Here is a 24114-nt window from a genome sequence, read left to right as displayed (position 1 = left end):
TCCGAGGATAAGCATGACATCCCCCCGATCCCGCAACGAAATCAGGGCTTCCCTGAACCTGGAAACCTCCCGTATAGGCTGGCGCGAACTGCAGACCTACTATGCGCGTGGCCATGTTGTACGTGTGTCGCCGGAACTGGATCTGCTGGATGTGGCAGCGGAGCTGACGGCGGACAACAAGGCCCAGTTCCAGCACTGGATGAGCCAGGACCAGGTGGGCGACGTCAGTCCCGACCTGGCCCGTACCTGGTATGACCGGGAAGCTGAACTCTGGGCGGTGGTCGTGGCACCGTGGGTGCTGGTCCAGGACCGGCACGACAGGAAATTGCACTGAGCATGCCATGAAGCTGCACTACTTCCACGGTCGCTCGCCCCTGCACTCGCTGGTGCTCTGGCAGGGCAAGCGCCGCCTCGAGCTCCACATCAAGAAGGTGTCTGGTGGCATCTGGTCCGTGCTGGTTCTGGCAGGCGGGCCGGATGGCCAGCCCGACGTCACTCGTTGTCGGGGGCCCTACCCTGATCGTGAGAAAGCCGAAGCGGCGCTGCGACAACTTGCCGGCAATCTGCTGGAGCAGGGGTACAGTCCCAGCCGTGATGAGCCGGTTCAGTGGACCGTCTGCGCCCAGCGCCTGGCCAGGGACCTGCGCCAGCAGGCCGAAGCAAATCAGGGCCACTACCGGTTCGATCCGGAACAGCCCGAACCTACGCTCTGACCCTGAACCCTTCCGTTTACCCGATAAGAGACTGCCATGCTGGCCGGTGCCCTGCTGATCCTTCTGCCATTATTTCTTGGCTTCGCCGTTCCACTGAATAACCGTACCGTGATGACAGCGGTTCACCACAGTGTGGATGGACTGGTGTATTTTATCCTGGCCCTGCTGGGTGTTGGCTTCGGCCAGATGGAAGGGCTGGGCCTGCAATTGGCGGCCATGGCGGCACAGGTGGGTGTGCTGGTGACCGGGCTGTTGGTGTTGAACCTTGCAGGTCTGTGGCTATGGCACCGTTGGCAACCCATGCACGTCGAAACCGGCACCGCCAGCGGTGCGACCAGTTACCGGCGCCTTTTCCTCGCTGCGGCGAAGCCGCTGGCGGCTGTGATGGCAGGCTTGCTGGCAGGCTGGTTCCTGCTGCCGGCCCTTGACTGGGTCGAAGACCTTGCCACCTGGGCCCTTATGTTGCTGCTGTTCCTGATCGGCCTTCAGCTCCGTAACGCTGGCCTCTCCCTTCGGCGCCTGCTGCTGAACCGGCAGGGTCTTGGCATTGCGGTATCCCTCTCAGTCAGTTCGCTGCTGGCGGGGGTACTGCTCTCCCCGGCGTTGCAGGTGCCTATGTTCCAGTCCCTGGCCCTGGCGGCCGGGTTTGGCTGGTATTCGCTGTCTGGTATTGTGATCGGTGACGCGCTCGGGCCCGCCTGGGGTGGGGTGGCCTTCCTCAATGACGTCATCCGGGAGATCATCGCCCTGGCACTTATCCCGGTGATCATCGGGCGGCGACCCGCTATGGCAATCGGTTATGGCGGGGCTACTGCGATGGATTTTACGCTGCCGGTCATTCGCAGCAGTGGTGGTCTCGACTGTGTGCCGGTGGCCATTGCGTCCGGATTTATTCTGTCGTTCCTGTCGCCGGTGCTGATGGCGTTGTTCCTGTCTCTGATATAAACGACGATCCATCATGGGGCGGTTCGGCTTGCCTTTCTGTGGTCGACGGGTACATGATCTGCGCTGGTCCGGGACTGCCTGGAACCCGTTCGGGAAGGGATAATCGCCCTGAAACAGGAAAACGGAAATTGTGTGATGGCGTCACAAACCTTGCTGGCCGCTCAGCCCATCTATAACCGCGACAGTGAAATGGAAGCTGTGGAGCTGCTCTACCGAAATGACCTCGGCCAGAGTGCGCTTGCGGTGGGTGAGCAGCAGGCGACCAGTGAATTGCTCTTCAACTACTGCACCGGCATCACCAACCATACAACCCATTACGGCACGCGCGCCTACATCAACGTGTCCGCCGACCTGTTGCTTTCCGGTATTGTACTGCCGGTGGACCCCGACAGGGTTATGGTTGAACTGGTGGAGCGCATTGACCCTACGCCCGAACTGGTGGCGGCGGTGCGTCAATGGTTTGACGCCGGGTTCCGCTTTGCGCTGGATGACTTCGCCTTCGATGAAGACTGGGCGCCGCTGCTGGAAATGGCAGATGTCATCAAGGTGGACGTTTCCCAATTCACTCCGGAAGCCGTGGCGGAACACAAGCATCGGCTGGCCCATCTGCCGGTTCGCTGGCTGGCGGAAAGGGTTGAAGACCAGGAAACCCGTGACCGGTACCTGGCCATGGGGTTTGATCTGTTCCAGGGTTACTTCCTTGCCCGCCCGAAGCTTATCTCGGGACAGAAAATGACCGCTTCTGGTATCCAGTTGACCCGGTTACTGGCATTGCTCTATCAGCCAGATCCGGATATTGGTGAACTCACCCGTGTATTGTCCCAGGATCCCGACCTTTCCCTGAATCTCGTCCGCATCGTTAACAGTCCGCTTTACCGCGGTTCGGGCAAGATTTCATCGGTGAGGGAAGTGGTTATCCGGCTAGGGCTGACCAACCTGCGTCACTGGGTGTCGATGCTCAGTGCCATGCGGACGGTCAACAAGGAACAGGCCCGGCTGGTACTGATACGGGCCCACGTCTGTGAATCCCTCGCAGAGCGGGTGAGGGTCAACGCCCCTGACCGGGAGGAGGCTTTCCTTACCGGGCTACTGTCCGGCGCGGAGATCATGCTGGGGGTGCCCGCCGATGAGTTTATTGACACCATTGACCTGCACAACGACATCCGCAAGGCCATTCTGCACCGCAAGGGCAGCCTGGGGCGGGTGCTGCGCCTGGCGATCACCCTGGAACACGCCGTGGCCATGGGCACCGACCTGGACAAGTGGGACACGCGCCTGCTCAGGATCTATGATCAGTCCGCCAGCCGGGTTCAGCGGCTTATCCGTGAACTCCATGCCCCTGCGTAAGCGAATATACGATCCCGACATCCAGATTTCCTGATTCTGCGTAAAACGCGTACAGATTATTAAAAGTTCGTTATATCAATATAGCGAGCTCGCGTGATTTACAGGCAGGTAAGGTCCTTGGTATCCAGAATTCTCCCCGGCGGGCAGCGATGGCTGTTGGCTACTGCGTTTCTCGTAATCCTGTTGGCGGTTCTGGCAATCTTGCCGGTCTTGCCTTCCCTGCTTTCCGGCAGCGGGTATTACGGTTTGCGGGTGGATTTGCCCGCCCCATCCCTCGTGGAGCCCGGTCAGGGAGCTCAGGTGCCTCCCCCGGAGGGCCTTGCCCTGGTGTTCTTTGGTTACCAGAGCTGCGGTACGGTGTGCCCGGTACAACTGACCAACCTCCTCACCCTGCAGCGCAGGCTGGCGAATGCGCCGGTCCACTTTGTGTTCGTGACCCTCGACCCGGAGCGGGACAGCCAGCAAAGGCTGGACCAGTTGATGGCGTCGCTGGGGCCGATGTTTGTGGCAGTCCGGCCGGAGTCAGGTGCGGCTGCGCGGCAGCTGGCCAGCGGTTATAACGACTATGCCCACAGGGTGGGCGGTGGTGAGGCCTACGAGCTGGACCATTCTGCCCACCTGCATGTTGTATCCAGCCGGGGGCGACGGGAATTGCTCTATACCACCCCCGACCTTGACCTTGATCGGGTTATTGACGACCTGACTCGTATACTCTCTGAGCAGCCTGCGAAGTCGCTGGCTGCCCACACGACGCCTGCACTGGAGTTGGCAAGCCAATGATGTCTGATACCCAATTTACCCGCCGGGACGCCCTCAGCAGTGACCGGCAAATGTTGTGGATACTGCTGGCCCATGTGCCTGTGGTCGGATTGTTGGTTCCCGTCGGTTATGGAACCCACGTGTTCGCTATCGTTGCTTCGGTGCTCGTTGGCCTGGTGGTGTCTGCCGCCTACGCATCAATCCGGGGTACCCGTGGCTTTTCGGTAGTGGCTGCCACGGCGCTGGTGGTGTTCTCGGCCATCATGATCCAGGCACAGATGGGCCGGATCGAAATGCACTTCCATATCTTCAGTGCCCTCGCCCTGGTGATGGTCTATCGGGACTGGCTGCCAATCCTTGTGGCAGCTGGCGTGATTGCTGTGCACCACTTGCTGCTCACGGCGCTGCAGCTGTCCGGTGTCAGTCTCGGCGGCATGCCGCTGATGATCTTCAACTACGGTTGCAGCTGGTCCATCGCCTTCCTGCACGCGGCATTCGTGGTCTTCGAAGCCGGAATCCTGGTGTTCTTTGCCCTGCGGCTGGGTCGCGAGCGGCAGGTGACCCACAGCATCATGGAACTGGTGGAACAATTCCGTCAGGACGGGGATCTGAGCGGGCGCCTGGATGAAAGCGCCGACGACACCGCCCGGGCCTTCAACAGCATGCTTGACCAGTTCTCGGGCCTCATCCGCGAAGTGAGCTCGCTATCGGCCCAGCTATCCAGCACGGCTGGCGCCCTGGATACCATGAGTGACCGCACAACCGCCATCCTTGGCGATCAGAATGACCGTCTCGGCCAGGCCGCCAGTGCCACCGAAGAGATGACAGCGACCGTTCATGATGTGGCCCGCAATACCCAGCAGGCCTCCGAGGCCTCTGCCGAGGCCTCCCGTTCAGCGAACGCCGGCACCAAGCGGGTGGGTGAGGCAGTTGCGCTGACTGATGCGACAGACCAGGCCCTGCAGTCCTCTGCCGAGGCAGTCAAAAGCCTGGTGGGTAATGTGGACAGTATTGGCCAGGTCGTCGGTGCCATTAATGACATTTCCGAGCAGACCAACCTGCTGGCGCTGAATGCCGCCATCGAGGCTGCCCGTGCCGGTGACCAGGGGCGTGGTTTCGCCGTGGTTGCCGATGAGGTGCGCAACCTGTCCCGACGCACCCAGGAATTCACCAGGGAGATCGGGGCCACGATCGATACCCTGTCTGCCGGTGCGGAGCAAGCCCTGGCCGCACTGGAAATGGGGCAGACCCGATCCCGGGAGACATCTCTTGCCATCCGGGCGACCGGAGAAGCCATCGACGCCATTCGCCAGGCCGTTACCCAGGTCACCGACCTGAGCATGCAGATCGCCTCGGCGACCGAGCAGCAGGCGGCTGCTTCAGTGCATATCAATGAGAGTGTGCAGGGAGTGGCCAGCCAGAACCAGGATGTGGTGGGGCAGGCCCAGGATGTGCGCAGGCTCGCTGCTGAGCTGGACCAGCTTGCGACCGGCATCAACCGTCTGATCGAGGGCTACCGGGCCTGAGCGCGGAATGATGGCTGGCACACGGTTTGAATGGGCTGGAGATGGTTTATATGGTAGTTTCCTGATAAAGATGATGCTCAACGGCCAATCGCCCGATACCTGGTAGCCTGACCCATGAACGTACTGATACTTGACGCGGATGTTCCCATGGCGGAACTGATGGAAACCCTCGTTTCCGGCCTGTTTTCCCGGGCCCGCGTTCACAGTTATCGTACCCTTGCCGAGGCCCGGGCCGATCTGGAGGAATTGCGTCCGGAGCTGGTGGTGTGTGATTGGGACTTGCCGGATGGTCGCGGCCTGGACCTGGTGCGGGCCGTCCGCCGCCTGGACCGGGAGGTGCCGGTGCTGATGGTGTCTGAGAAGGTGGACCGGGAGCGGGTACTGGCCGCCGGCCGGCTGCATATCCAGGGTTTTGTGCCGAAACCTTTTACGGCTACCGCGATGCAGGAGCGCCTCAAGACCTTGCTACCCACCGGGCAGCCCGGTGGTCCGGAAACGAGCTTTGAGGTCATGCTGCGCCGGGCCCGGGATACCCAGGCCTATCTGCCGGCGGAGCTGGATCCGGCCAGCGTCATGGCCCTGGTGGAGCGGGCCGGGGAACTGTCAGTGGGGGACCTTTCCGAGGCCTGGAAGGGCCAGCCTGCGGTAACCGCCCGTTTGCTGGACGTGGCGAACACCAGCGCCCTGCGCCGCTCAGGCGAGCCCTGTAGCAGCCTGCGGGAGGCTATTCGCATGTTGGGGATACGTATGAGCCTTAACCATGCGCTGGCGCTGGCCCTGGATATTTCCCACCGCCTGTCTGACCCTGCCCTGAAAAGCCTTGCCGAGGAGCAGGTCGCGAAAAGCTCGGAACTGGCAGAGCTGGCCAGCGGTATGGCCCGCAAGGTGGGAGTGGATGCCTCCCTGTGTTACACCGCCGGGCTGCTGCACCGGATTGGTGAGTTGGCGGTCATCAGTACCGCCCAACAGTTTATTGCCTCGGACGGCGCCCTCGATGACGACGATGTGGAGCGGGCCTTATACGAGTGGAGTGGTACATTGGGTAATGTGCTCAAGGTAGCCTGGCGGCTGCCGCTGCCGTTGCGCAACCTGATTGGTGCGGCCTATATGCTGCCCCGCGGCAGTGGCGAGCGGGACAAGGCGGTCATGCGGGCCGCGTGGCTGATGTGCAACTACATGCAGGAAAGTGACGAGTGTGATCGCCTGCTGGGGCGGCTTGGGCTGGATGTGGCCAGCGCGCGGGCGCCGGCCTGAGACAGGGGTTCGCCGGCGTAGCCTTTTGCCTCAGTGGGCTCCATCATCCGGGAAAAAGGTGCGCATACTGGCCTGCCAGGTGGCACTCAGCACCTGTTCCAGCGGAAGCTCCTTGACCTCGGCAATCTTCTCCGCCACGAAGGGCAGGTAGAAAGGCGCGTTCTCCCGGCCCCGGTAAGGCACTGGCGTAAGGAACGGCGAGTCGGTTTCCAGCAGGATTTGCTCGACAGGGGTCATGCGTACTATGTCTCGTACGTTTTCCGCCTTGTTAAACGTAGTTATGCCGTTGAAACCCAGACACCAGCCCTGGTCCAGTGCATAACGGGCCAGCCCAGGGCCGGATGTAAAGCTGTGGATGACGCCCCTGCGTTCCAGGGTGTCTTCGAATTCTGACAGGATCGCGATGGTGTCCTCGTCGGCTTCGCGACTGTGAATGACCACGGGCTTGCCCAGGTCAGCTGCAATCTGCAGCTGGCGCCGGAACACCTGACGCTGGACCTCCCGGTCAGCGTTATCGTAGAAATAGTCCAGCCCGATTTCACCCACGGCGACGATCTTGTCATCGGTCGCGTGTTCGCGGATTTCCGCCTCACAGGCATCCGAGTAGGCTTCCGCCTCATGGGGATGAACGCCCTGGGTGCCGTACAGCCAGGGATGCAACTGGCTGAGTGCCCGCACCTGTGCCAGGTTATCCGGGGAAACGGCGATGGTAATCACCCGCTCGATGTTGACACTACGCACCTTCTCAAGGGTCTCCTCCAGGGGACGGTCCTTGAGGTAATCCAGATGGCAGTGGGTTTCGATCAATGGCTGATCGAAAACCGGTATTTCTCGTCTCTTGCGACTCATAACTGCTAACCTGATCGTAAATAACGCAAGTTTATCATCAACCCGCGCGCCGCTTATATGTCGGTCCGGGTAATCACTGGTATAGGGGTGATCAATAACCCCGCCGCTGCGAGATTCTGCCCTGCATGTTTTCCACACCTTTCAACGAAACCTGGCTGTACGATCCCCGAAAACCCTCACTCCACGACTATCCCTCCGACATAGAGGATGACGGCGTACCGGCACTGCAGCCGAGTCTTGAGCTGATTGGTGAGCACCAGCGCCGGCTCTGGGCTAATGGTGAAAAAGCCTGCCTGATGGTGTTTCACGGGCTCGATGCCAGCGGCAAGGATAGCCTGGTACGCACCCTGGCCACCTATATGGATCCGGCGGGTTTCCATGCCTGGTCCTTCGGGCGGCCTAATGGTATCGAGGCAAAGCATGACTTTCTCTGGCGGGTCGTGCCCTATCTGCCCGCCCTTGGCGAGTTGGTGGCCTTCAACCGCAGTCACCATGAGGCGGTAATGGCAGAGCGGCTCTGGCCGGTGCGGGATGAAAGTCATTACAACTGGCAGGCCCGCTACAGTGCCATTCGTGCCTTCGAGCAGCACCTGGTGCAGGAAGGCACGACCGTACTGAAGGTCTGGCTGCACTTGTCAGAAGAAGAACACCGGCAGCGACTGATCAAGCGGCTGGACAAACCCCGCAAGCGCTGGAAGTTTGACCACTCGGATATTGAGGCCTGGAAACGGCGGCAGGAATACCTCGGTGTGGTGGAGGAGGCCATTGCCGCCACCCATACGCCGGAGGCACCCTGGTTGATTCTGCCGGGGGACCGCAAGCCGGTAGCCCGCGCATTGATGGCCAGAATCCTTGCGGAACAGCTGGAGGCCCTGGCGCCGGAGTACCCACAGGAAGACGACGAAGTACTTGAACAGTATCGGGAACTGCTTCGTAAGGATAGTTAACAGAGCAACGCGCTATCCTGCTACCAGGGTCCGCGCACAACCGGATGCAACAACACCATGATTGGATTTATCCAGAAAGTTCTGGTGGATATCATCCGCACGGAAGGCGGTGAAGAGGCCCTGGTGGCCATCGGCAGGAAAGCGGGCCTGGATGAAGTGCCCGACTACCGTATTGACCGGGATTACCCGGACGATGAGTGCCTGCGACTGCTGCAGGCGACGGGCGAGTATTTCGGCCTCGACGAAGACGCGCTTTACCGGCTCTATGCGGATCACTTTATCCGGGAGTCCCGGCAATTGTTCCCCATGTTCTACCAGATGGCGGGCTCGGCGCGGGCGTTCCTGGAGCGCCAGCCCCGTATCCACACAGTGCTGGCTTCAGGCCTGCGCAACGAGGAAAGCCGGGAACGGGTCCGTGACAAGTTCGAGATTGACCAGCAGGGCGATGACCTGCTGGTCACCTATCGCTCTCCCAATCGCCTGTGTGGCTTGTATGAAGCCCTTTTTAACCGGGTGTTGCAGGAGTTTGGCGAGACCGGGTTCATGAAGATCCTCGACTGTCAGAAGCGGGGGGCGGAAGCCTGCCGCTTCTGCCTGAAGGTGGAGGCACCCGGTGAGTGATTCTGAACGGCGGCTGCGGGCCCGGATCAACGAAATTGCCGACCAGCTCTGCCAGGCGATCGACGGTCGCTATGACTTCCACCTGAGTACCGATTCCGAAGACCTGGATGTGCAGAAGCTCTCCGTGCTGTCCAACTTTGTGCTGGAATCGGTGCGCCGTAATATCCGGGAGCTGGAACGCGCCCGGGACCAGCTGGAGGAAAAGGTACAGGAGCGTACAAGGCGGCTGGACCTGATTATCCAGGGCGCCAACGATGGTGTCTGGGAGTGGGATTTCGAAGAAGACCAACTGCAGGTCTCTGACCGTTGGCTGGCGATGTCGGGATGCCAGGAACTGGGGCACCGATTCAGGCCTTCAGAATGGGTCATGCGCATGCACCCGCAGGACCGGGGTCCGTTCAGCGAGGCCATGCTCAACCACGCGAATGGGCTGAGCGAGCGGTTCTCCTGTGAATTTCGGCTGCAGGATGGCCGTGGTGGCTACCGCTGGATGGTCGCCCGCGGCATTTGTGAGATGGATCCGGTGACCGGTTCCCCCCGCAGAATGTCTGGCACCCAGGCCGACATGACCGAACAGAAGTTCGTCGACAGCACCACGCGCCTGCCCAACGCTGAGTACCTGGACCTTGTGCTGCAGCAACGGTTAGCAGAAGGGAGCGGTCAGGTCGGACTGCTGGTGGTGGTGTTCTCCAATCTGGCCCTGGTTCGCGACTCGCTGACGCCGGCGGAGGAGCGGGCCTTGGTGCGGGAGGTACGCCAGCGCCTGCACCGCTGCCTGAGGCCCGGGGAACTGGTCGCACTGCTGGCGGATAACACCCCCGCTGTGCTGGTCCACGATGCGGATGAGGACGGGCTTCGCACCCGTGCCCGGGAATTGATGCAGCAGTTCGACGAGTCCCTGTTGCTGAATGAACGCCGGGTCTGGCTGTCCCTGGTGGTCGGGGCTATACCGGGTGAGGACGGCCGGTTCATTGGCTCAGCCGACATGCTGCAGGCCACACGCACCATGCTGCGGCGGGTCCGTAATGCGGCCACCGGCAGTTTCCTCGTCTACCAGGACGAGATGCGCCAGCGTAACCGGGAACGCCTGGATGCGGAGCAGAGCCTGCGCAGTGCCTTACGCCATGACTGGGTAGAGCCCTTTCTGCAGCCCCTGGTCAACTTGCAGACAGGTGAAGTGGACGCCTTCGAGGCACTCTGTCGGATTCGTCACCCGGACCTGGGGCTGATCTCCCCGGGCCTGTTTATTCCGGTAGCAGAGGAAACCGGACTGATCGGCGCGCTGTCCGACGCCATGCTGATCAAGACCCTGCCACTGATGAACGACCCGTTGCTGACCCAGGTCTATGGCGAACACTTTTCGGTGAGCCTCAACCTGTCCCCGGCGCAACTGCATGATCCTGCCATGGCGGACCACCTGATCCGGGAACTGCACAGGGCGGGCGTGGATCCTCGCCGGCTCAAGGTGGAAATCACCGAAACCGCGGTGATGGCCGATGCCAGTATCGCCATGGTGGTGATGAAAGAGCTGCGGCGGGCGGGTATCAGCGTGGCACTGGACGACTTCGGCGCCGGTTATTCATCCCTGGGCTATCTGCGTCAGTTGCCCCTGGACCAGCTCAAGATTGACCGGTCGCTGGTGTCCGGTATTGATTCAGACAGCGAGAAACGGGCGATCATGGAGATGATCCTGACCCTGTGCGAGCGACTCTCGCTCTCTGTGGTGGTGGAAGGCATCGAGAATGAGAGGGAGTTGAGCTGCCTGGTGGGCATGGGCGCTCATATCGGGCAGGGTTTCCTGTTCAGCCGTCCGCTACCCCGGGATGAGCTGGTTGCGCAGGTTCCCCGCCGCGGCATCCTTGCCCTGGCAGGGGGTCAATAACAGGAAGGCCCGGCCGGTAAGCGTCAGCGTCCGGCCAGGGCCGGCTGTCGGCGCTGGGCCGCCCAGGCCAGCGCCAACGCGGGAATGATCAGGACGGCGCTGATCATTGACAGCTGCAGGTTGGTCAGCGGTACCGGGCCACCTCCGGGGATAGCCAGCAACAGCCCGCCGATGATCAGTGCTGCCCGAATAGGCCACTGCATCATGCGGCTGGCGGCGAGGTTACCCACCCCGAGAATCCAGCCCTGCATGGAGCCGGCAATCAATACCACACCGGCCAGCGCCTGCAGGATGACCACCAGGATTTCGTTCCAGCTGCCCTGGAAGATCAGCGCCGGATTCAGTACGAACAGGAACGGAATAAAGTAGATCACGCTGCCCAGCCGCATGGCCTGCAGGCCGGTTTCCATTGCCCGTGAGCCCGCCACGGTTGCGGCGGCAAAGGCGCCCAGGGCGACCGGTGGGGTGATAAAGCTGAGCATGCCCCAGTACAGGATGAACAGGTGCACAGCCAGCGGATCCATGCCGCCGCCGTTGATCAGGGCCGGCGCCAGCGCCACGGCCAGGAAGATATAGGCAGCGGTTACGGTCATCCCAATGCCAAGGATGAAGCTGGTTACAGCCCCCATCATCAGCAGCACCAGGGTGTTGCCCCCCGCCAGGTAGATCAGGTCATTGGCAATGGTGCCGGATAGGCCAGTGACGGACAGTGCGCCTACCAGCAGACCCACACCGGCCAGGATGGCAATCAGCTCGGCAAACAGCTTGCCTGCTCCGCCGAAGAATTCCTTCAGGTCCTGCCAGCCCCAGCGCTGGTAGGGCAGCACCTGGTTGATGACCAGCAGCAGGGCAGTTGCGTAGAAGGGGGCCGTTGCCTCACGGCGCAGGAAGAACAGCATCCAGATCAACAGCACAAACACGAAGATAAAGTACCAGCCTTCCTTCAGGGTCTGACGCAGAGACGGCAGTTCGGCCGCCGGCAGCCCCTTGAGGTCGTGGCGCGCAGCGTAGGCGTCAATCTGGATAAACAGGCCCAGGAAATAGAGCACCGATGGCACCACGGCAGCCAGGGCGATGGTGCCATAGGGAATGTTCAGGAACGCAGCCATGATAAAGGCCGTGGCACCCATGACCGGTGGCATCAGTACGCCCCCGGTGGATGCGCAGGCCTCCACACCGGCGGCGTAGGATTTTCCGAAGCCAACCCGGCGCATGGCGGGGATGGATAGCACACCGGTGGTCATCACATTGGTGATCACGCTGCCGCTCATGGAGCCCATCAGGCCACTGGAGAATACGGCCACCTTGGCCGGACCGCCCCGCACATGGCCCAGGAGGGCAAAGGCGAGGTTGATAAAGAACTTGCCGCCGCCGGTTTTCTGCAGGGCGACGCCAAACAGCAGGAAGCCGATCACCAGGTTGGCAAAGGCCTGCAGGGGAATCCCCATGATGCCTTCACGGCTCATGGCCAGGTAGATAGCCGTCTGGTCCGGTGTTGAGGGGAAGCCCTGGATCGGCCCGGGTACCTTATCGGCAAAGATGGGGTAGATGCTCGCCAGCCCGACGATCACCGCAATGGGCAGCCCGCCGGCGCGGCGGATGGCCTCCACCACAATCACCCAGAACAGGAAGCTCATGGTGACCGCGTAGTCCGGCGCCGCATACTCCCAGCCCCGGTCAAGGATCTGCTCGGCGTTATAGACAAAGAATCCGCAAATACCTGCAGCGGCGAGGAACAGCAGGATATCGTACCAGGGCACCTTGTGGCGGCTGGCAAAGCGGTTCATGGGCCAGAGCACGAACACCAGTGGCAGCATCAGCGCCACCACCATATAGAAAAACTGGCTCTCGACCTGGGTCACCAGGTTGATGAGCTGGAGGTTGAACAGGTAATCGATGGTAAACAGGGTCAGGGCCAGGGTGGCCAGGCGTGGCAGCCAGGGCCAGAGGCCTGGCAGGTCACGAACACCGGAAATATTCTCCGGTTTTTTCTCATCGATGGGCGATTGCGTCATGGTGCTGGAAACCCGGTATTACGGATGAACGCAGCGGTGGCCGAGACCACCGCTGCGGGTTCGGGGTTCGGCTTAACGGAATACCGGGTTCATGCCGGCTTCTTCCAGGGCTGCGGCCCGGGCTTCCATCCAGCCTGCCTTGAATTCGTCCTCATCCGAGGGCGTATCGCCGGCGGTGTACTCATCCCAGGTATCCAGCAGGATCTGCTGACGCTTGACCAGCATGTCCTGGTGGGCCTGCATTTCGTCGGTCCAGTGTCCGATTTCCTTGTAGTACTCCACAACGGCATTGTGGAACGGAACCACCCACTGCATGTTCTGGTTCTCCAGGGCATAGCCGGCGTTGCCCGGGGCGGCATCCTTGTACTTGTCATAGTCCTCGGTAAAGACCTTCACCAGGCTCTTGACCAGTGTGTCATCCGTATCGGCGTTGGCGACCACGATGGGATACGGGTAGCTGGAACCAATCCAGGGATCATCCTTGCTGATGCCGGCGCCGGAGGTCACCTTGTGGGGCTGGAAGTAAGGCGCTACTTCGTTCAGGCGCTGCCAGCCTTCCTTGTCTTCCGGGTCCAGGGTCAGCCAGGTGATCCCGCGGGGGCTGGCCGCCAGTTGCTGGGGTCCGCCCGCCACGGAGACCGTAAACGCGGTGTCGGTCTGGTTGGCGATGATGCCCTCAAAGGCGCGGCCGTAGCCTGGGAACTCCACCCGCTCCACGTCATCCCAGGTCAGGTCACCAAAGGCCAGCATCGCCTCGGTGCCCAGGTTGAGGGCATCGTCGCCCCGGATCCAGGAAATACGCTTGCCCTTGAGGTCATAGGGGGTTTCTACACCGATGTCACCGGCCACGGCAATGCTCAGGCCAAAGCTGGCGATGGAGGTGGTGATCACCCGGATCGGCTGGGGGCCCCAGTTTTCACCCGCAAACATCAGTACACCCTCGGCGCCGTAGTAGGCGGCAATGCCGCAGGCACATACCGGTACCCGGTCGGTTTTCAGGGGGGTCATGCGGGAGACATCGTTCTCCCCGGGCAGGATGCGCAGGGATACCCCGTATTCATTCTGCAGCAGGTTACCGATCGAGACCATCTGGGCGTAACCGGCGGAACTGGTGCCATAGGCGGTCATGCCCAGGGTGTTGGGCAGGTCAACACCTTCGGCGCTGAGTGCGGCCACGGGAGCGGAGGCGAGTGCAAGGGCCATGACGGACCTTTTCAGGTTGAACATCGCGTTGTCCTCTTGTCTTTGTTGTATTTGTGGTTGCAGGTTCCGCAGGGCGGAACAAAATTCTGTTTAAGTATAAATACCTTAGTCAGTCATGGTTCAGACTGTCAATTAAAAATAGAACAAGCGCTCGATGTTGTCAGGTCTGGCTTCAGGAAGATTTATCGATCTTGCGGGCAATGTTGCTGCAAAGTGTATGAACGAAGCCGATATCGCGATTCGAAAGCAGGGGCAGCTTTTCGAAAACCCATTGGTACAGTTTGCCGTCGGCAGGGGTATCCATTGCGGGCAGCAGTGATTCCAGGCGTTCCTTGAGCGCACCTAACCGGGCCGCATCGGATTCGTGCATACCTGGCTGGTCAGGGCCTGGTGTCCTGGCCGAAGATAGTTCCCAGGTGTACAGCATGACCGACTGGGCCAGGTTCAGGGACGGGTAACTCACGGCCATGGGAATTCCGGTCAGCAGGTCGCAGCAGGCCAGCTCGTCATTGGACAGCCCCCGGTCTTCCCGTCCGAACACCAGTGCTGCGGTGGCAACGGAATGCCCCTTGTTTGCGATCACCCCGGCCAGCTCGCCGGGCGTGTGCCAGTCCGATCGGCCATGACGGGGCTTGGCGGAGGTGCCGATCAGCAATTCCGCGGAGTTTCGGACTGACTCAAGATCAGGGAAAATGCGCGCGCTATCCAGGATATGGTCGCTGCCGTGGGCCAGCCAGTGGGCCTCGGGCCGGGTGTGCAGGTCCGAGTTGACCAGCCACAGCTGGCTGAACCCCATGGTACACAAGGCACGCGCGGCGGCACCGACGTTTTCGGGCACCTTGGGCTCTACCAGAACAAAGGCCAGTTGCATGACATTACCTCCGCAGCGGAGTTTACACGACACAGACACGGCTGTTTACCAGCGTTGGCGACAGCTCAATGACTGGCTCACCGACCATCGTGGTTTCTGGCAACCCGCGCCCTTTATGGAGCCGCAGCCGGAGTGGGTCGGAAAGAATCCTGACCTGGCCAGTTGGCTTGGGCAGCTTGGCGGGGAGGACTGCGAGCGCTTCGAGAACAGCCCGGGCGAGCTGGCCACCCATGTGCAGCAGTGGCTTCCGGGCGCGGCTGACTATGGACGACTGACTAACGTTACCGACTTGCGGCCCGCTCCGGCCACTGTGGCAGCCGCCACCCTGGCCGAGCGCGATGCCACCGATATGCCCGGGCGCAAGCGGTTACAGGCTGGGACGTTGTGTGCGGCACTGTCGCCCCTGAGGCATCCGGTCCTGGACTGGTGTTGTGGCAAGGGCCACCTTTCCCGGACCCTATTCCGACACAGTGGATTGCCGGTGACCGGGTATGAGTGGAACCCGGCCCTGGTGGAGGATGGAAATCGCCTGGCTCGCCATTTCGGGGATGCGGTGACGATTCGACAGCAGGATGTTCTCCAGCAGGACCTGTGCTGGCCAGACCAGGTCCACGGTACCGCCCTGCATGCCTGCGGGGACCTGCACCGAAAACTGATCCGGGATGGTGCCCGGCAGGGGCAGCCGCGTCTGAGCTTCTCCCCATGTTGCTATCACCTGACCGAACAGGACGACTACCAGCCCCTGTCGGCGAGGGCCGGTAGTGCACATCCCGCCCTGGGCCTGTCCCGTCACGAGCTTCGGCTGGCAGTGCAGGAAACCGTGACAGCACCGTTGCGGGTCAGGGAACAGACCGAACGGGCAAGGCAATGGCGTCTGGGATTCGATGGTTTGCAACGGGCAATACGGGGTGAAGACAGCTATCTGCCGCTGCCGCCGCATCCGTCGCGGCTGCTGCATGAGGGGTTTGAAGCCTTCGCCCGCTGGGCAGCGGCCCGGAAGGTGCTGGCGCTACCGGCACAGGTGGACTGGAGTCACTGGGAAGGTTTTGGCGCAGCGCGTTTAAGGCAGGTTCGACGGTATGAGCTGATTCGCCATCTATTCCGTCGTCCACTGGAGCTCTGGCTTGTGTTCGATTACGCCCTGTATCTTGAAGAGGCAGGTTACCAGGTCCGGGTTGGGGCCTTCTGCGAACGTTCGCTGACCCCCCGCAACCTGCTGGTAGACGCGGTCAGGGGCTGAAACGAAGAAAGGCGCCCGCAGGCGCCTTTCCCGTTTTGTCCGAGGTACCGTCGATCAGCGACGAACCTGCAGACGGGCTTCTACCCGACGGTTGCGGGCACGGCCACCAGAGGTTTCGTTGGTGGCGACCGGCTCGGCTTCACCGTAACCCACCGGCGTCACACGATTGACGTCGATGCCATACATCTCAACCAGGCGATCAGCCACGGCTTCGGCACGACGCTGGGACAGCTGCTGGTTATAGTCAGCAGCGCCCGTGCTGTCGGTGTGACCAGCGATTTCCACGGACACTTCCTGGTCTTCCTTCATGGCATCAGCCACTTCGCGGATATCGTCGTCATACTCAGAGCCGATTTCCGCGCTGTTCACTGGGAAGGTGATGTACAGGGTGATGGTGTCGATAGTGACCACTTCACAGCCGGTTTCATCAACTTCGGTACCACGGGCGGTGCCAGGGCACTCGTCCAGGCGGTCCACTACGCCATCGCCGTCGCTGTCCAGTTCGCAACCATTGCTGTCAACGGCGGCGCCGGCGACGGTATTGGGGCACTGGTCACGGTTATCGGGAACGCCGTCGCCATCGGCATCCGGCTCAGGTGCGGGGGCTGGAGCCGGCTCGGGCTCAGGCTCGCTGGTACCACGGCTGAAGGCCAGGCTGATACCGGCGCTGACCTGGGCGTCGAATGTGCTCTCGTCAATACCGTGGAAGGCGCGTACGTCACCACGCAGGGACACCAGGTCAGTGACGTTGTAACGCAGACCACCGCCCAGGTTGACGCGAGTTTCATCGTGCTCGGTACCGGGTGTGGTTACGGTGCCGCCGTCAAAGTCGGCATGGCCAACACCGGCCGCGAGGTATGGGTTAAGCTTGTCGCTCTGGCTGCCGAAGTAGTACAGGCCGTCTACCCGCATTTCTTCGAAGTCCACATCGCCATTGGTGTATTTGCGGTCCGGCTCAGAGCGGGAGTACACCGCTTCCACAGCCCACTGGGGAAGGAACCGGTATTCCAGGCCGAAACCGTAGGTGGCTTCCTCGTCCAGGTCGCGCTTGTCACCGAAGTACTGGTAACCGGCGAACGGGTTGAGATAGACCGTCTGAATATCGTCGTCGGCGAGTGCCGGGGTACTGATCGCAGCGGCCAGCAAGGCCACTCCGAATGGACGAATTGTTTTCATTGCTGTTCCTCTTTCCATGGCATGTGAAAGCGCCTTAATCCCGGCGCCTGAAACAAGTTAAGTTTCGTAAGCTTGCGAATACAAGGGAAAATTACCGAAGTTTCGGAATCTACGAACCTTCAGGGCTAGTGATTAGCCTACGCTGAAAAATGTGACATGGGTCTCAAAGTATTGATTTTCTGGAGCTTATTTTTCAGGGCTTGCGGTACTCGACCCGTTCGACACAGCCGTTCCTGAAATAAACGTAAGTCAGCTCGTAGAGTGCGCCGTAATACTTGGTCTGGTAGACCCAGGTTTCCTGGGGGGTGGGGTAGACCTCGGAAGTGCGGCCGAAGGCTTGCTGCACCTGCTCTCGCGTCATCCCGGGGACGACCTGGTTGCGGGCCAGGTAGGTGCGCAGGTTGGTGGAGTTAATGAAACGGCAGGTATCCTCCTCAGCGGCTTCGGTCTCTTCTTCCTCGGCAGGAATCGGACCGGGCCTGTCGTCGTAGTCAGGCAGGTTGTCGGCCAGGCTACCGCCGACCCGGGTGTCGCGGACTTCCACCCGCTCGGAGCCAGGGCCGCAGGGCTGGTCGGAGAACTGTACACCGTCAGGACCTTCACATCGGTAAATGCTTGAATCCGCAGAGGTGATGCTGGAGAGGAACGTCATCAGCGCGACCGCCACCACGGCGGTTATGGCGGGCAAAGAGTGAGCGTTGGGGCAACCGGCCATCCAGGTTTCCTTACAGGTTACGCATCTGTCACGGGCCGAAAATACAGGTGCGCGCTCTTCTTGCTGAACGTCAGTGTGCGGCCCTCGTCAAAGCGTACATCAAAGGCGGTATCGGTTTCCGCCATTACCGTACCCGGGCCAAAAATGGCGTGGCTGAGGCGATGGCTGGCCCAGACCGGTGAATTGCCGGTGGTGCGGGCAGCGGACTCCCCCTGGAGGGTGATACCAGCGCGGTCAGCGTAGCGCTGGGCGACGTTGGTCAGGGGCTGGCCTGCCTGGTAGTGATCGGTATCCCGATCGATAGAACCTTCCCGTTGGTCCAGCCAGCGCCCGAACTGTTCGCTCAAGGGGAAACAGAGCTCGTCGACAAACCGGCTTGGTGCCTGATCGGCATCGATGGCCGGTCTTGGCCCCCCAGGCCGGGTGATCAGGTGCAGCTCCCGCCGGGTGCGGGTAACGGCCACGTAGAGCAGGCGCCGTTCACTTTCCATGAAAGCCTTCAGGTCATCCTGCTGCCGGGGGCTGTAGGGCAGGTATTTCTCCTGCAGCCCCGGGATGATTACCCGCGACCATTCCAGGCCCTTGGTTCGGTGGATGGTCGAGAGCAGTACGCCGCCAGCTGGTTTGGCGGTGTCATCCTGCTTTTCCAGGGCCTGACGACGCAGATTCTGAAGATGCGCCAGGGCTTCTGCCGGGGACACGTCCAGTGTTGCCAGGTAATCCCGGAATCCCAGCACGGTATCGATACGCTCGTTGGCCGACTCATGGGTCAGGGCCAGGCTGCGTATGCCCTCAAACAGGTCGGTTTGCTCGGCATACCGTTTCAGCAGGCTGGCCACCGGGCCGGAGTAACCTTCCAGCGCTGTCAGGGCCTCACCCAGGCGGCGGAGCTTTCGGGCGGGCAGGGGCCCGAGAGCCGACTCTTCCAGGCTTTGCAGGCAGCGGCCCCAACCGGACTCAAAGCCGGCCAGCATCCGTGCCATATTGCCCAGCTCCTGTTCCTTGAGGCCGACATGGGGGAATCGCAGCAGCTGGCGAGCAGCCTCCAGGCGATCTTCTAGGGTCATGCGAGGAAGCTGCCCGGTGACCACCTGAAGAAGGCTGGTCACCGCCTCTACCTCCCGGCTGAACAGGGCGCCCTTGCCCGCGCCGATGCGATAGGGAATCTGCCGGGCCAGCAGGCGCAGCTCAATGGCGACACTCTGACTCCAGACCCGGAACAGGATCGCGGTCTGCTGCTGTTCCGGTTCAGGCAGTGCTTCCAGCAACTTCACCACGATATTGCTGTCCTGGTCACTCTCGTGCAGATGTACCTGAGTGGCGGGTGTTGAAGCATGGGAGTGACACAGCACATCGTTACGACCGTGGTTATGGGTAATCAGGTGGTTAGCCAGCAGTGCCACCCGGTGCCCGTAGCGAAAACTGTAGCTGAGGGTTTGCTGCAACGGTTCGTCGAACTCCTCCCGGAACCGGCTCAGGATAAATTCCGGCCGGGCCCCCCGGAATTCGTAGATGGTCTGGTCAGGGTCGCCTACCACGGTTACTTTCGCGCGGTCCCCGGCCACATAGCGTAGCAGCAGGTGCTGGATTTCATTGGTGTCCTGGTATTCGTCCACCAGCACCAGGTCCATCTTGTTACCCACCAGCCGCTGCAGGGCCGTGTTCTGGTGAATGGCCATCACCGGCTCATAGAGCATGTCAGCGTAGGTGATCTGGCTGCGGGCCTTGCGCCACTGTTCGAAGGCGTGGAACAGGTCGATCAGGTAACGGTGGCGATCGCTGTAACCGAGCTCTTCGAACACCACGTCCACCGGGGTCAGGGTGGTTTTTACCAGGTCGATGAAACCGGTGGCGGTTTCCACATAATCCTTCTTGTTGCGGCGAATCTCGTCCGCCAGGTCTTCCGGTGCCAGTTGGCGAGTCAGCAGCCAGGCCTGGTAGCTCACTTCCTGTTCGGTAAGGATTTTCTCGGAGAAGGCCGGCAGGTAACCTTCCTGCACGAAGCGCCGGTACAGGCGAAGCCCCATGGCGTGGTAGGTGCGCACCTCCGGCAGCGCCAAGCCCAGGTCACGGGTGACGTCCCGCAGCTTGCGTTCGAAGTCCACCCGGGCGCTACGGTTGAACATCAGCACCAGCATACGGCGCGGGTCGTGGCCCTGCTGCAGCAGCCAGCGCAAGCGCCAGGCGAGGGTCGTGGTCTTGCCACTGCCGGCAACAGCGGTGATCAATGCATGCTCGTGGCCGGCAGTGATGATCTCGCATTGTTCGTCGGTGAGGAAGTCGGGGAGCGGGCTGGTCATGGCGCCATTGTAAAGGAGCGAGGGACAAATCCCGAATGGTTCTCGCCAGTGCCGGGGCACTGACACACTGCCAGTGGTACTTCATAATGACCGCAACATTCAGACAAGGAGCGATTCCATGGCACAGGCGCAGGATGAGTCCATCAACGTACTGGGCGAACCGCTGGAAGACTGCGGCACCGACCCGGTGACCGGTTTCTTCCGGGATGGCTGCTGTAATACCGGTCCCGAAGACTTCGGCAGTCACACGGTTTGTGCCGTCGTCACCGATGAGTTCCTGGCATTCTCCCGCAGCCGGGGCAACGACCTGAGCACGCCGCGACCGGAGTTTGGGTTTCCGGGGCTGCGCCCTGGCGATGGCTGGTGCCTGTGTGCCGCCCGCTGGCGGGAAGCCCTGGAGGCCGGTTGCGCTCCCCGGGTCCGGTTGAAGGCCACCCACCGCGCGGCGCTGGATATCTGTGACCTGGCGGACCTGAAGCGGCATTCGGTGGATCTGAACTAGTGAACGAAGGCAGCTGGCAGGCCCTGTCGCAGCGACTGTCGGCCCGGGGGGAGCGGCGCCTGGTGCTGGTGGAAGGCGCCCGCGAGCAGGCCCTGGCCCTGGTAAACAAGGTGATGTCAGAACTGGCCCCGTCAGGTGGTTTGTGGGTTGGTGAGCCGGCAGACTTGCCCCACCCCGCACTCACCGCGATTTCGGCCAACCAGGCCCGGCAGCACCTGGGCACTGAAAACCCGGTGCTGGTCTGGGATGGCTGGCACGGGAACCCGCCGGATTCGCTGGCGGCGCTCAGCGGCACCCTGCAGGCAGGCGGTTTGTGGTTCTGGCTGATGCCGGAACTTGCCGAGTGGGATACCTTCGCCGACCCCGACTATGCCCGGATGGGGTTGCCTGCCGAAGGGCAGCATCCCTTCATGGCCCGGATGGCCAGGATATTGGCGGAGGATTCGTCCGTTATCCGCCTTGAGGCCAATGGTGATGGCGCGCCCCCGCTCTTGCCAGTTGATGACGTGGCTATCGAGCCGTTTCGCCCGGCGGCCACGTCGGACCAGGAGCGGGCCATCGAACACATCCTCCACACCGGTCAGGGCCGCCGCCGGCGCCCCCTGGTGATCACCGCAGACCGTGGGCGGGGCAAGTCCGCAGCGCTGGGTATTGCCGCCGTGCGACTCTTGCAGGGCGGCCGCCACCGGATCCTGGTGGTGTCTCCCCGCAAGGAAAATGTCTCCACACTGTTCAGGCATGCTGCAGCGGAGGCTGGCCACGACTATACGGGTCAGACATTGCTCGAATTGAGTTCCGGCGAAACGCTGCAGTGGCTCCCGGTGGATGAGCTGCTGGCCCGCAGGCCGGAAGCAGAACTGGTCATGGTGGACGAAGCCGCCGCCATCCCGGCGCCGCTACTCCGGCAAATCCTGCTGGGCTGGCCGAGAGTGGTGTTTGCTTCCACCGTTCACGGCTATGAAGGCTCCGGTCGGGGCTTCAATCTCCGTTTCCGGGCGGTGCTGGACCGGGAAACACCTCACTGGCAGGGGCTGACCATGGAGCAGCCGGTTCGTTGGTCATCGTCCGACCCCCTCGAGACTCTGGTAAACCACCTTTTCCTGCTGGATGCCTCCGCCGTGGGCCCGGTACACCACGATGAGGTCGTGATCGAAAAATGGCGTCCGGCAGAAGCAAGCGAACAGGACCTCTCCAACGCCTTCGGCCTGCTGGTGGACGCTCACTATCGCACCACCCCCGGCGACCTGCGCCAATGGATGGACGATCCGGGTGCGGTCACCCTGGTTGCCCGGCAAGGGGCCGATATTGTCGGTGTGCTCTGGGCCACGGTGGAGGGGGGGCTGGACACAGAGTTGGCGCAAAAGGTCATGCGGGGGGAGCGACGGCTCAAGGGTCATTTGTTACCGCAGTCACTCGCGAATCATGGTGGTGATGCCGAAGCAGCGACACTGCGGATGCTGAGGGTGGTCCGTGTCGCGGTCCATGACCAATGCCGCCGCCGTGGTCTGGGCCGGGAGCTTCTCGAGTATGCCGCCAGGGAGGCGAGGGAGTTGCAACTGGATGCGGTCGGCACCAGCTATGGCGCCTCAACTGAACTGTTGCGCTTCTGGCGTTCCGCCGCCTTCAAAACCGTTCGCCTTGGCATTAGTCGTGAGGCCAGCTCCGGAGAATATGCGGTGCAGATGCTTCAGGGTCTGACAGACCGTGGCGTGGCTGCACAGCAGCGGCTTTCGAGGCGTTTCTCGGAGCAGTGGCCAGTCATGCTGCCGGTTGTGTGGCCGTCATTGTCGCCAGAGCTTGTTCTGGCCATCACATCTGCTCTGCCACCGGCGCCGCCACTGACAGAGCAGGAGCGTATTGAGCTGGAGGCTTTTGCTCATGGGCATCGCGGGTTTGAGCTGACCTTGGCGGCACTTCGGCGCCTGACACTGCAAGCCGGGTTGGCGGCGCGCCTGTTATCGTCGGAACAGGCTTCGCTCTGGGTGGCCAGTGTGTTTCAGAGCCGCACCTGGCCAGACCTACGAATTCAAGGGTTATGCCAGGGACAGCGGGATGGGGAATCCCGGGTGCGCAAGCAGACTGCTTCGATGCTTTCTGAATAAGCGAACTACGATGCCAATATAGCGGCCGAATCGAGGCGCCATAGATCGGCCGCTTTGGTCGCAAAGCGAACATTCGAAGTGGTGCCCAGAGCGCCATCTTCCAGCCGTAAAAGGCCAGGGATTTCGTTGAGACCGAAACCCAGCTACTGCGCCGTTTTCACAAACTTCAGCCTATCAAACTCGCCAGTTACTACGCGTCTGTTAAGTAAAAGTATTTGAAGGCTTCTCGATCACTCTACCTTTAGATTTTGCTGGTATTGCAGCATTTGCTCCATCATCAGCTGCATTTGATCCATGCGCTCCTGCATCATCTGAATTTGTTGCTCGTTAGACAGACTACCACCATTCTTTGATTTACCGCCGCCGTTCATCATGTGCTGACCTCCCATCATGCCGTTTTGTCCACGCATCATGCCGGGGCCCATCATACCGTGATGCATAAAACCCATTTGCTCTTGCATCGCCTCCCTGTGTTCTCGCATCAATCGTTGCCGTTCTTGCGGTGAAGCTTCATCAGGAATGCGTTGCATCAGCTGGTTCATGTGAGACCAGTTCTGGTGCATCTGTTGCATTTGCTCCTGATCCATCATCATGCCAGGACCATGCCCTTGCCATGAGCCTTGATCACCATGCGCTAGCACGAATGCAGGAAAAACCAACAACGCAGCGGTTGCTGTAAGTCCTTTAAATGAAATCATAAAGTTTACCCTCGAAATAAAATTAGACGTCCACACCATCGCACTTATCATTGTAGATCTTTATCCAGACAAACGCCGATTTTGACGACTACTAGTGTAGATTAGTTATTGACCCTGTAGTGGCTACAGGGTTTTAAATTGCATCATTTGTACGAAAACCGGAGCCGAGAAAATGAGCAAACCCTGCAATGGGCAGTGTGGTAGTGAAGACTCTGTAGTAGATGACAAGTTTCAGGGACGCGCCACCGCCGAAACAGGTAGCCAGCTAAGCACCTACAAAATACCAAAAATGGATTGTCCCTCGGAAGAGCGAATGATTCGAATGGCACTGACTGGCGTTGAAAACATTCAGTCGCTGTCATTCGATTTATCGGGTCGTACATTGGAAATTATCCACCATGGAGAAACCGGTCCTATTACCAGCAAACTGGAAAACCTGGGCCTGGGTG

At 61.0% G+C, this 24114-nt stretch carries 21 protein-coding genes and 1 pseudogene; 14 read left to right on the top strand and 8 right to left on the bottom strand.

Annotated elements, in window-relative coordinates; translation table 11 throughout:
- Positions 1-13 precede the first annotated feature (13 nt).
- The 7 genes from BM036_RS11240 (at position 14) to BM036_RS11210 (ending at position 6544) form a co-directional block, all read left to right on the top strand.
- Positions 14-334, top strand: a complete 321-nt coding sequence (locus tag BM036_RS11240) for a DUF2288 domain-containing protein (RefSeq protein ID WP_091851919.1) — start codon at positions 14-16, stop codon at positions 332-334.
- 7 nt (positions 335-341) lie between these two features.
- Positions 342-713: a PA4575 family protein gene (locus tag BM036_RS11235; RefSeq protein WP_091851916.1), complete on the top strand. Its 372-nt coding sequence runs from the start codon at positions 342-344 to the stop codon at positions 711-713.
- Between the two features lie 36 nt (positions 714-749).
- On the top strand, positions 750-1658 hold the full coding sequence (locus BM036_RS11230; RefSeq protein ID WP_091851913.1) for a LysO family transporter: 909 nt from the start codon (positions 750-752) through the stop codon (positions 1656-1658).
- Positions 1659-1793: 135 nt separating this feature from the next.
- Positions 1794-3005, top strand: a complete 1212-nt coding sequence (locus BM036_RS11225) for an EAL and HDOD domain-containing protein (RefSeq protein ID WP_091851911.1) — start codon at positions 1794-1796, stop codon at positions 3003-3005.
- A gap of 117 nt (positions 3006-3122) precedes the next feature.
- Positions 3123-3785: an SCO family protein gene (locus BM036_RS11220; protein ID WP_245742588.1), complete on the top strand. Its 663-nt coding sequence runs from the start codon at positions 3123-3125 to the stop codon at positions 3783-3785.
- Positions 3785-5290: a methyl-accepting chemotaxis protein gene (locus BM036_RS11215; protein ID WP_091852200.1), complete on the top strand. Its 1506-nt coding sequence runs from the start codon at positions 3785-3787 to the stop codon at positions 5288-5290. The genes BM036_RS11220 and BM036_RS11215 overlap by 1 nt, the downstream gene beginning before the upstream one ends.
- Before the next feature lie 114 nt (positions 5291-5404).
- Positions 5405-6544 (top strand): HDOD domain-containing protein, encoded by a 1140-nt coding sequence (locus BM036_RS11210; RefSeq protein WP_091851908.1) that lies wholly within the window; start codon positions 5405-5407, stop codon positions 6542-6544.
- A 30-nt stretch (positions 6545-6574) separates the two neighbouring features.
- Here BM036_RS11210 and BM036_RS11205 read toward each other — a convergent pair whose 3' ends face one another.
- A complete protein-coding gene (locus tag BM036_RS11205; protein ID WP_091851905.1) occupies positions 6575-7393 on the bottom strand; it encodes a TatD family hydrolase in 819 nt (272 codons plus the stop codon).
- Between the two features lie 125 nt (positions 7394-7518).
- Between BM036_RS11205 and BM036_RS11200 the strand changes: the two genes are divergently transcribed.
- From BM036_RS11200 to BM036_RS11190, 3 genes are read left to right on the top strand one after another with little or no spacing between them, the layout of a single operon-like run.
- A complete protein-coding gene (locus BM036_RS11200; protein ID WP_091851902.1) occupies positions 7519-8340 on the top strand; it encodes a polyphosphate kinase 2 family protein in 822 nt (273 codons plus the stop codon).
- Positions 8341-8397: 57 nt separating this feature from the next.
- Positions 8398-8961 carry a heme NO-binding domain-containing protein gene (locus BM036_RS11195; protein WP_091851899.1) on the top strand — a complete coding sequence of 188 codons (564 nt, stop codon included), beginning with the start codon at positions 8398-8400 and terminating at the stop codon, positions 8959-8961.
- The gene (locus tag BM036_RS11190; RefSeq protein WP_091851896.1) at positions 8954-10843 is read left to right on the top strand and encodes a putative bifunctional diguanylate cyclase/phosphodiesterase; all 1890 of its coding nucleotides are present in this window, start codon (positions 8954-8956) and stop codon (positions 10841-10843) included. Before BM036_RS11195 ends, BM036_RS11190 begins: the two co-directional genes overlap by 8 nt.
- A gap of 23 nt (positions 10844-10866) precedes the next feature.
- On the opposite strand, the gene BM036_RS11185 is transcribed toward BM036_RS11190, so the two are convergent.
- The 3 genes from BM036_RS11185 to BM036_RS11175 form a co-directional block, all read right to left on the bottom strand.
- Positions 10867-12858 (bottom strand): TRAP transporter permease, encoded by a 1992-nt coding sequence (locus tag BM036_RS11185; RefSeq protein WP_091851893.1) that lies wholly within the window; start codon positions 12856-12858, stop codon positions 10867-10869.
- A 72-nt stretch (positions 12859-12930) separates the two neighbouring features.
- On the bottom strand, positions 12931-14085 hold the full coding sequence (locus BM036_RS11180; protein ID WP_091851890.1) for a TAXI family TRAP transporter solute-binding subunit: 1155 nt from the start codon (positions 14083-14085) through the stop codon (positions 12931-12933).
- A gap of 148 nt (positions 14086-14233) precedes the next feature.
- The gene (locus tag BM036_RS11175) at positions 14234-14932 is read right to left on the bottom strand and encodes a tRNA/rRNA methyltransferase (protein WP_091851886.1); all 699 of its coding nucleotides are present in this window, start codon (positions 14930-14932) and stop codon (positions 14234-14236) included.
- Here BM036_RS11175 and BM036_RS11170 point away from each other — a divergent pair.
- The gene (locus BM036_RS11170; protein WP_091851883.1) at positions 14931-16172 is read left to right on the top strand and encodes a methyltransferase; all 1242 of its coding nucleotides are present in this window, start codon (positions 14931-14933) and stop codon (positions 16170-16172) included. The two genes, BM036_RS11175 and BM036_RS11170, sit on opposite strands and share 2 nt — an antisense overlap.
- Positions 16173-16226: 54 nt before the next feature.
- Here BM036_RS11170 and BM036_RS11165 read toward each other — a convergent pair whose 3' ends face one another.
- The 3 genes from BM036_RS11165 to BM036_RS11155 form a co-directional block, all read right to left on the bottom strand.
- Complete coding sequence (locus BM036_RS11165; RefSeq protein ID WP_091851880.1) at positions 16227-17348, bottom strand: OmpA family protein; 1122 nt, start codon at positions 17346-17348, stop codon at positions 16227-16229.
- 193 nt (positions 17349-17541) lie between these two features.
- The gene (gene bamE, locus BM036_RS11160; protein WP_091851877.1) at positions 17542-18063 is read right to left on the bottom strand and encodes an outer membrane protein assembly factor BamE domain-containing protein; all 522 of its coding nucleotides are present in this window, start codon (positions 18061-18063) and stop codon (positions 17542-17544) included.
- A 17-nt stretch (positions 18064-18080) separates the two neighbouring features.
- A complete protein-coding gene (locus BM036_RS11155; protein WP_091851874.1) occupies positions 18081-20363 on the bottom strand; it encodes an ATP-dependent helicase in 2283 nt (760 codons plus the stop codon).
- A 118-nt stretch (positions 20364-20481) separates the two neighbouring features.
- On the opposite strand from BM036_RS11155, the gene BM036_RS11150 reads away from it, so the two are divergent.
- Both BM036_RS11150 and BM036_RS11145 read left to right on the top strand, forming a co-directional pair.
- Positions 20482-20865 carry a DUF2237 family protein gene (locus BM036_RS11150; RefSeq protein WP_091851871.1) on the top strand — a complete coding sequence of 128 codons (384 nt, stop codon included), beginning with the start codon at positions 20482-20484 and terminating at the stop codon, positions 20863-20865.
- Positions 20865-22967 carry a tRNA(Met) cytidine acetyltransferase TmcA gene (locus BM036_RS11145; RefSeq protein WP_091851867.1) on the top strand — a complete coding sequence of 701 codons (2103 nt, stop codon included), beginning with the start codon at positions 20865-20867 and terminating at the stop codon, positions 22965-22967. Before BM036_RS11150 ends, BM036_RS11145 begins: the two co-directional genes overlap by 1 nt.
- Before the next feature lie 230 nt (positions 22968-23197).
- Here BM036_RS11145 and BM036_RS11140 read toward each other — a convergent pair whose 3' ends face one another.
- Positions 23198-23665 carry a hypothetical protein gene (locus tag BM036_RS11140; RefSeq protein ID WP_041343552.1) on the bottom strand — a complete coding sequence of 156 codons (468 nt, stop codon included), beginning with the start codon at positions 23663-23665 and terminating at the stop codon, positions 23198-23200.
- A gap of 172 nt (positions 23666-23837) precedes the next feature.
- Between BM036_RS11140 and BM036_RS11135 the strand changes: the two are divergent.
- Positions 23838-24114: pseudogene (locus BM036_RS11135) on the top strand (cation transporter); the annotation flags it as partial.

Origin of the sequence: Marinobacter segnicrescens (assembly GCF_900111555.1) — a bacterium.
GTDB lineage: Bacteria > Pseudomonadota > Gammaproteobacteria > Pseudomonadales > Oleiphilaceae > Marinobacter > Marinobacter segnicrescens.
This window is presented reverse-complemented; position numbering and strand designations above follow the sequence as displayed.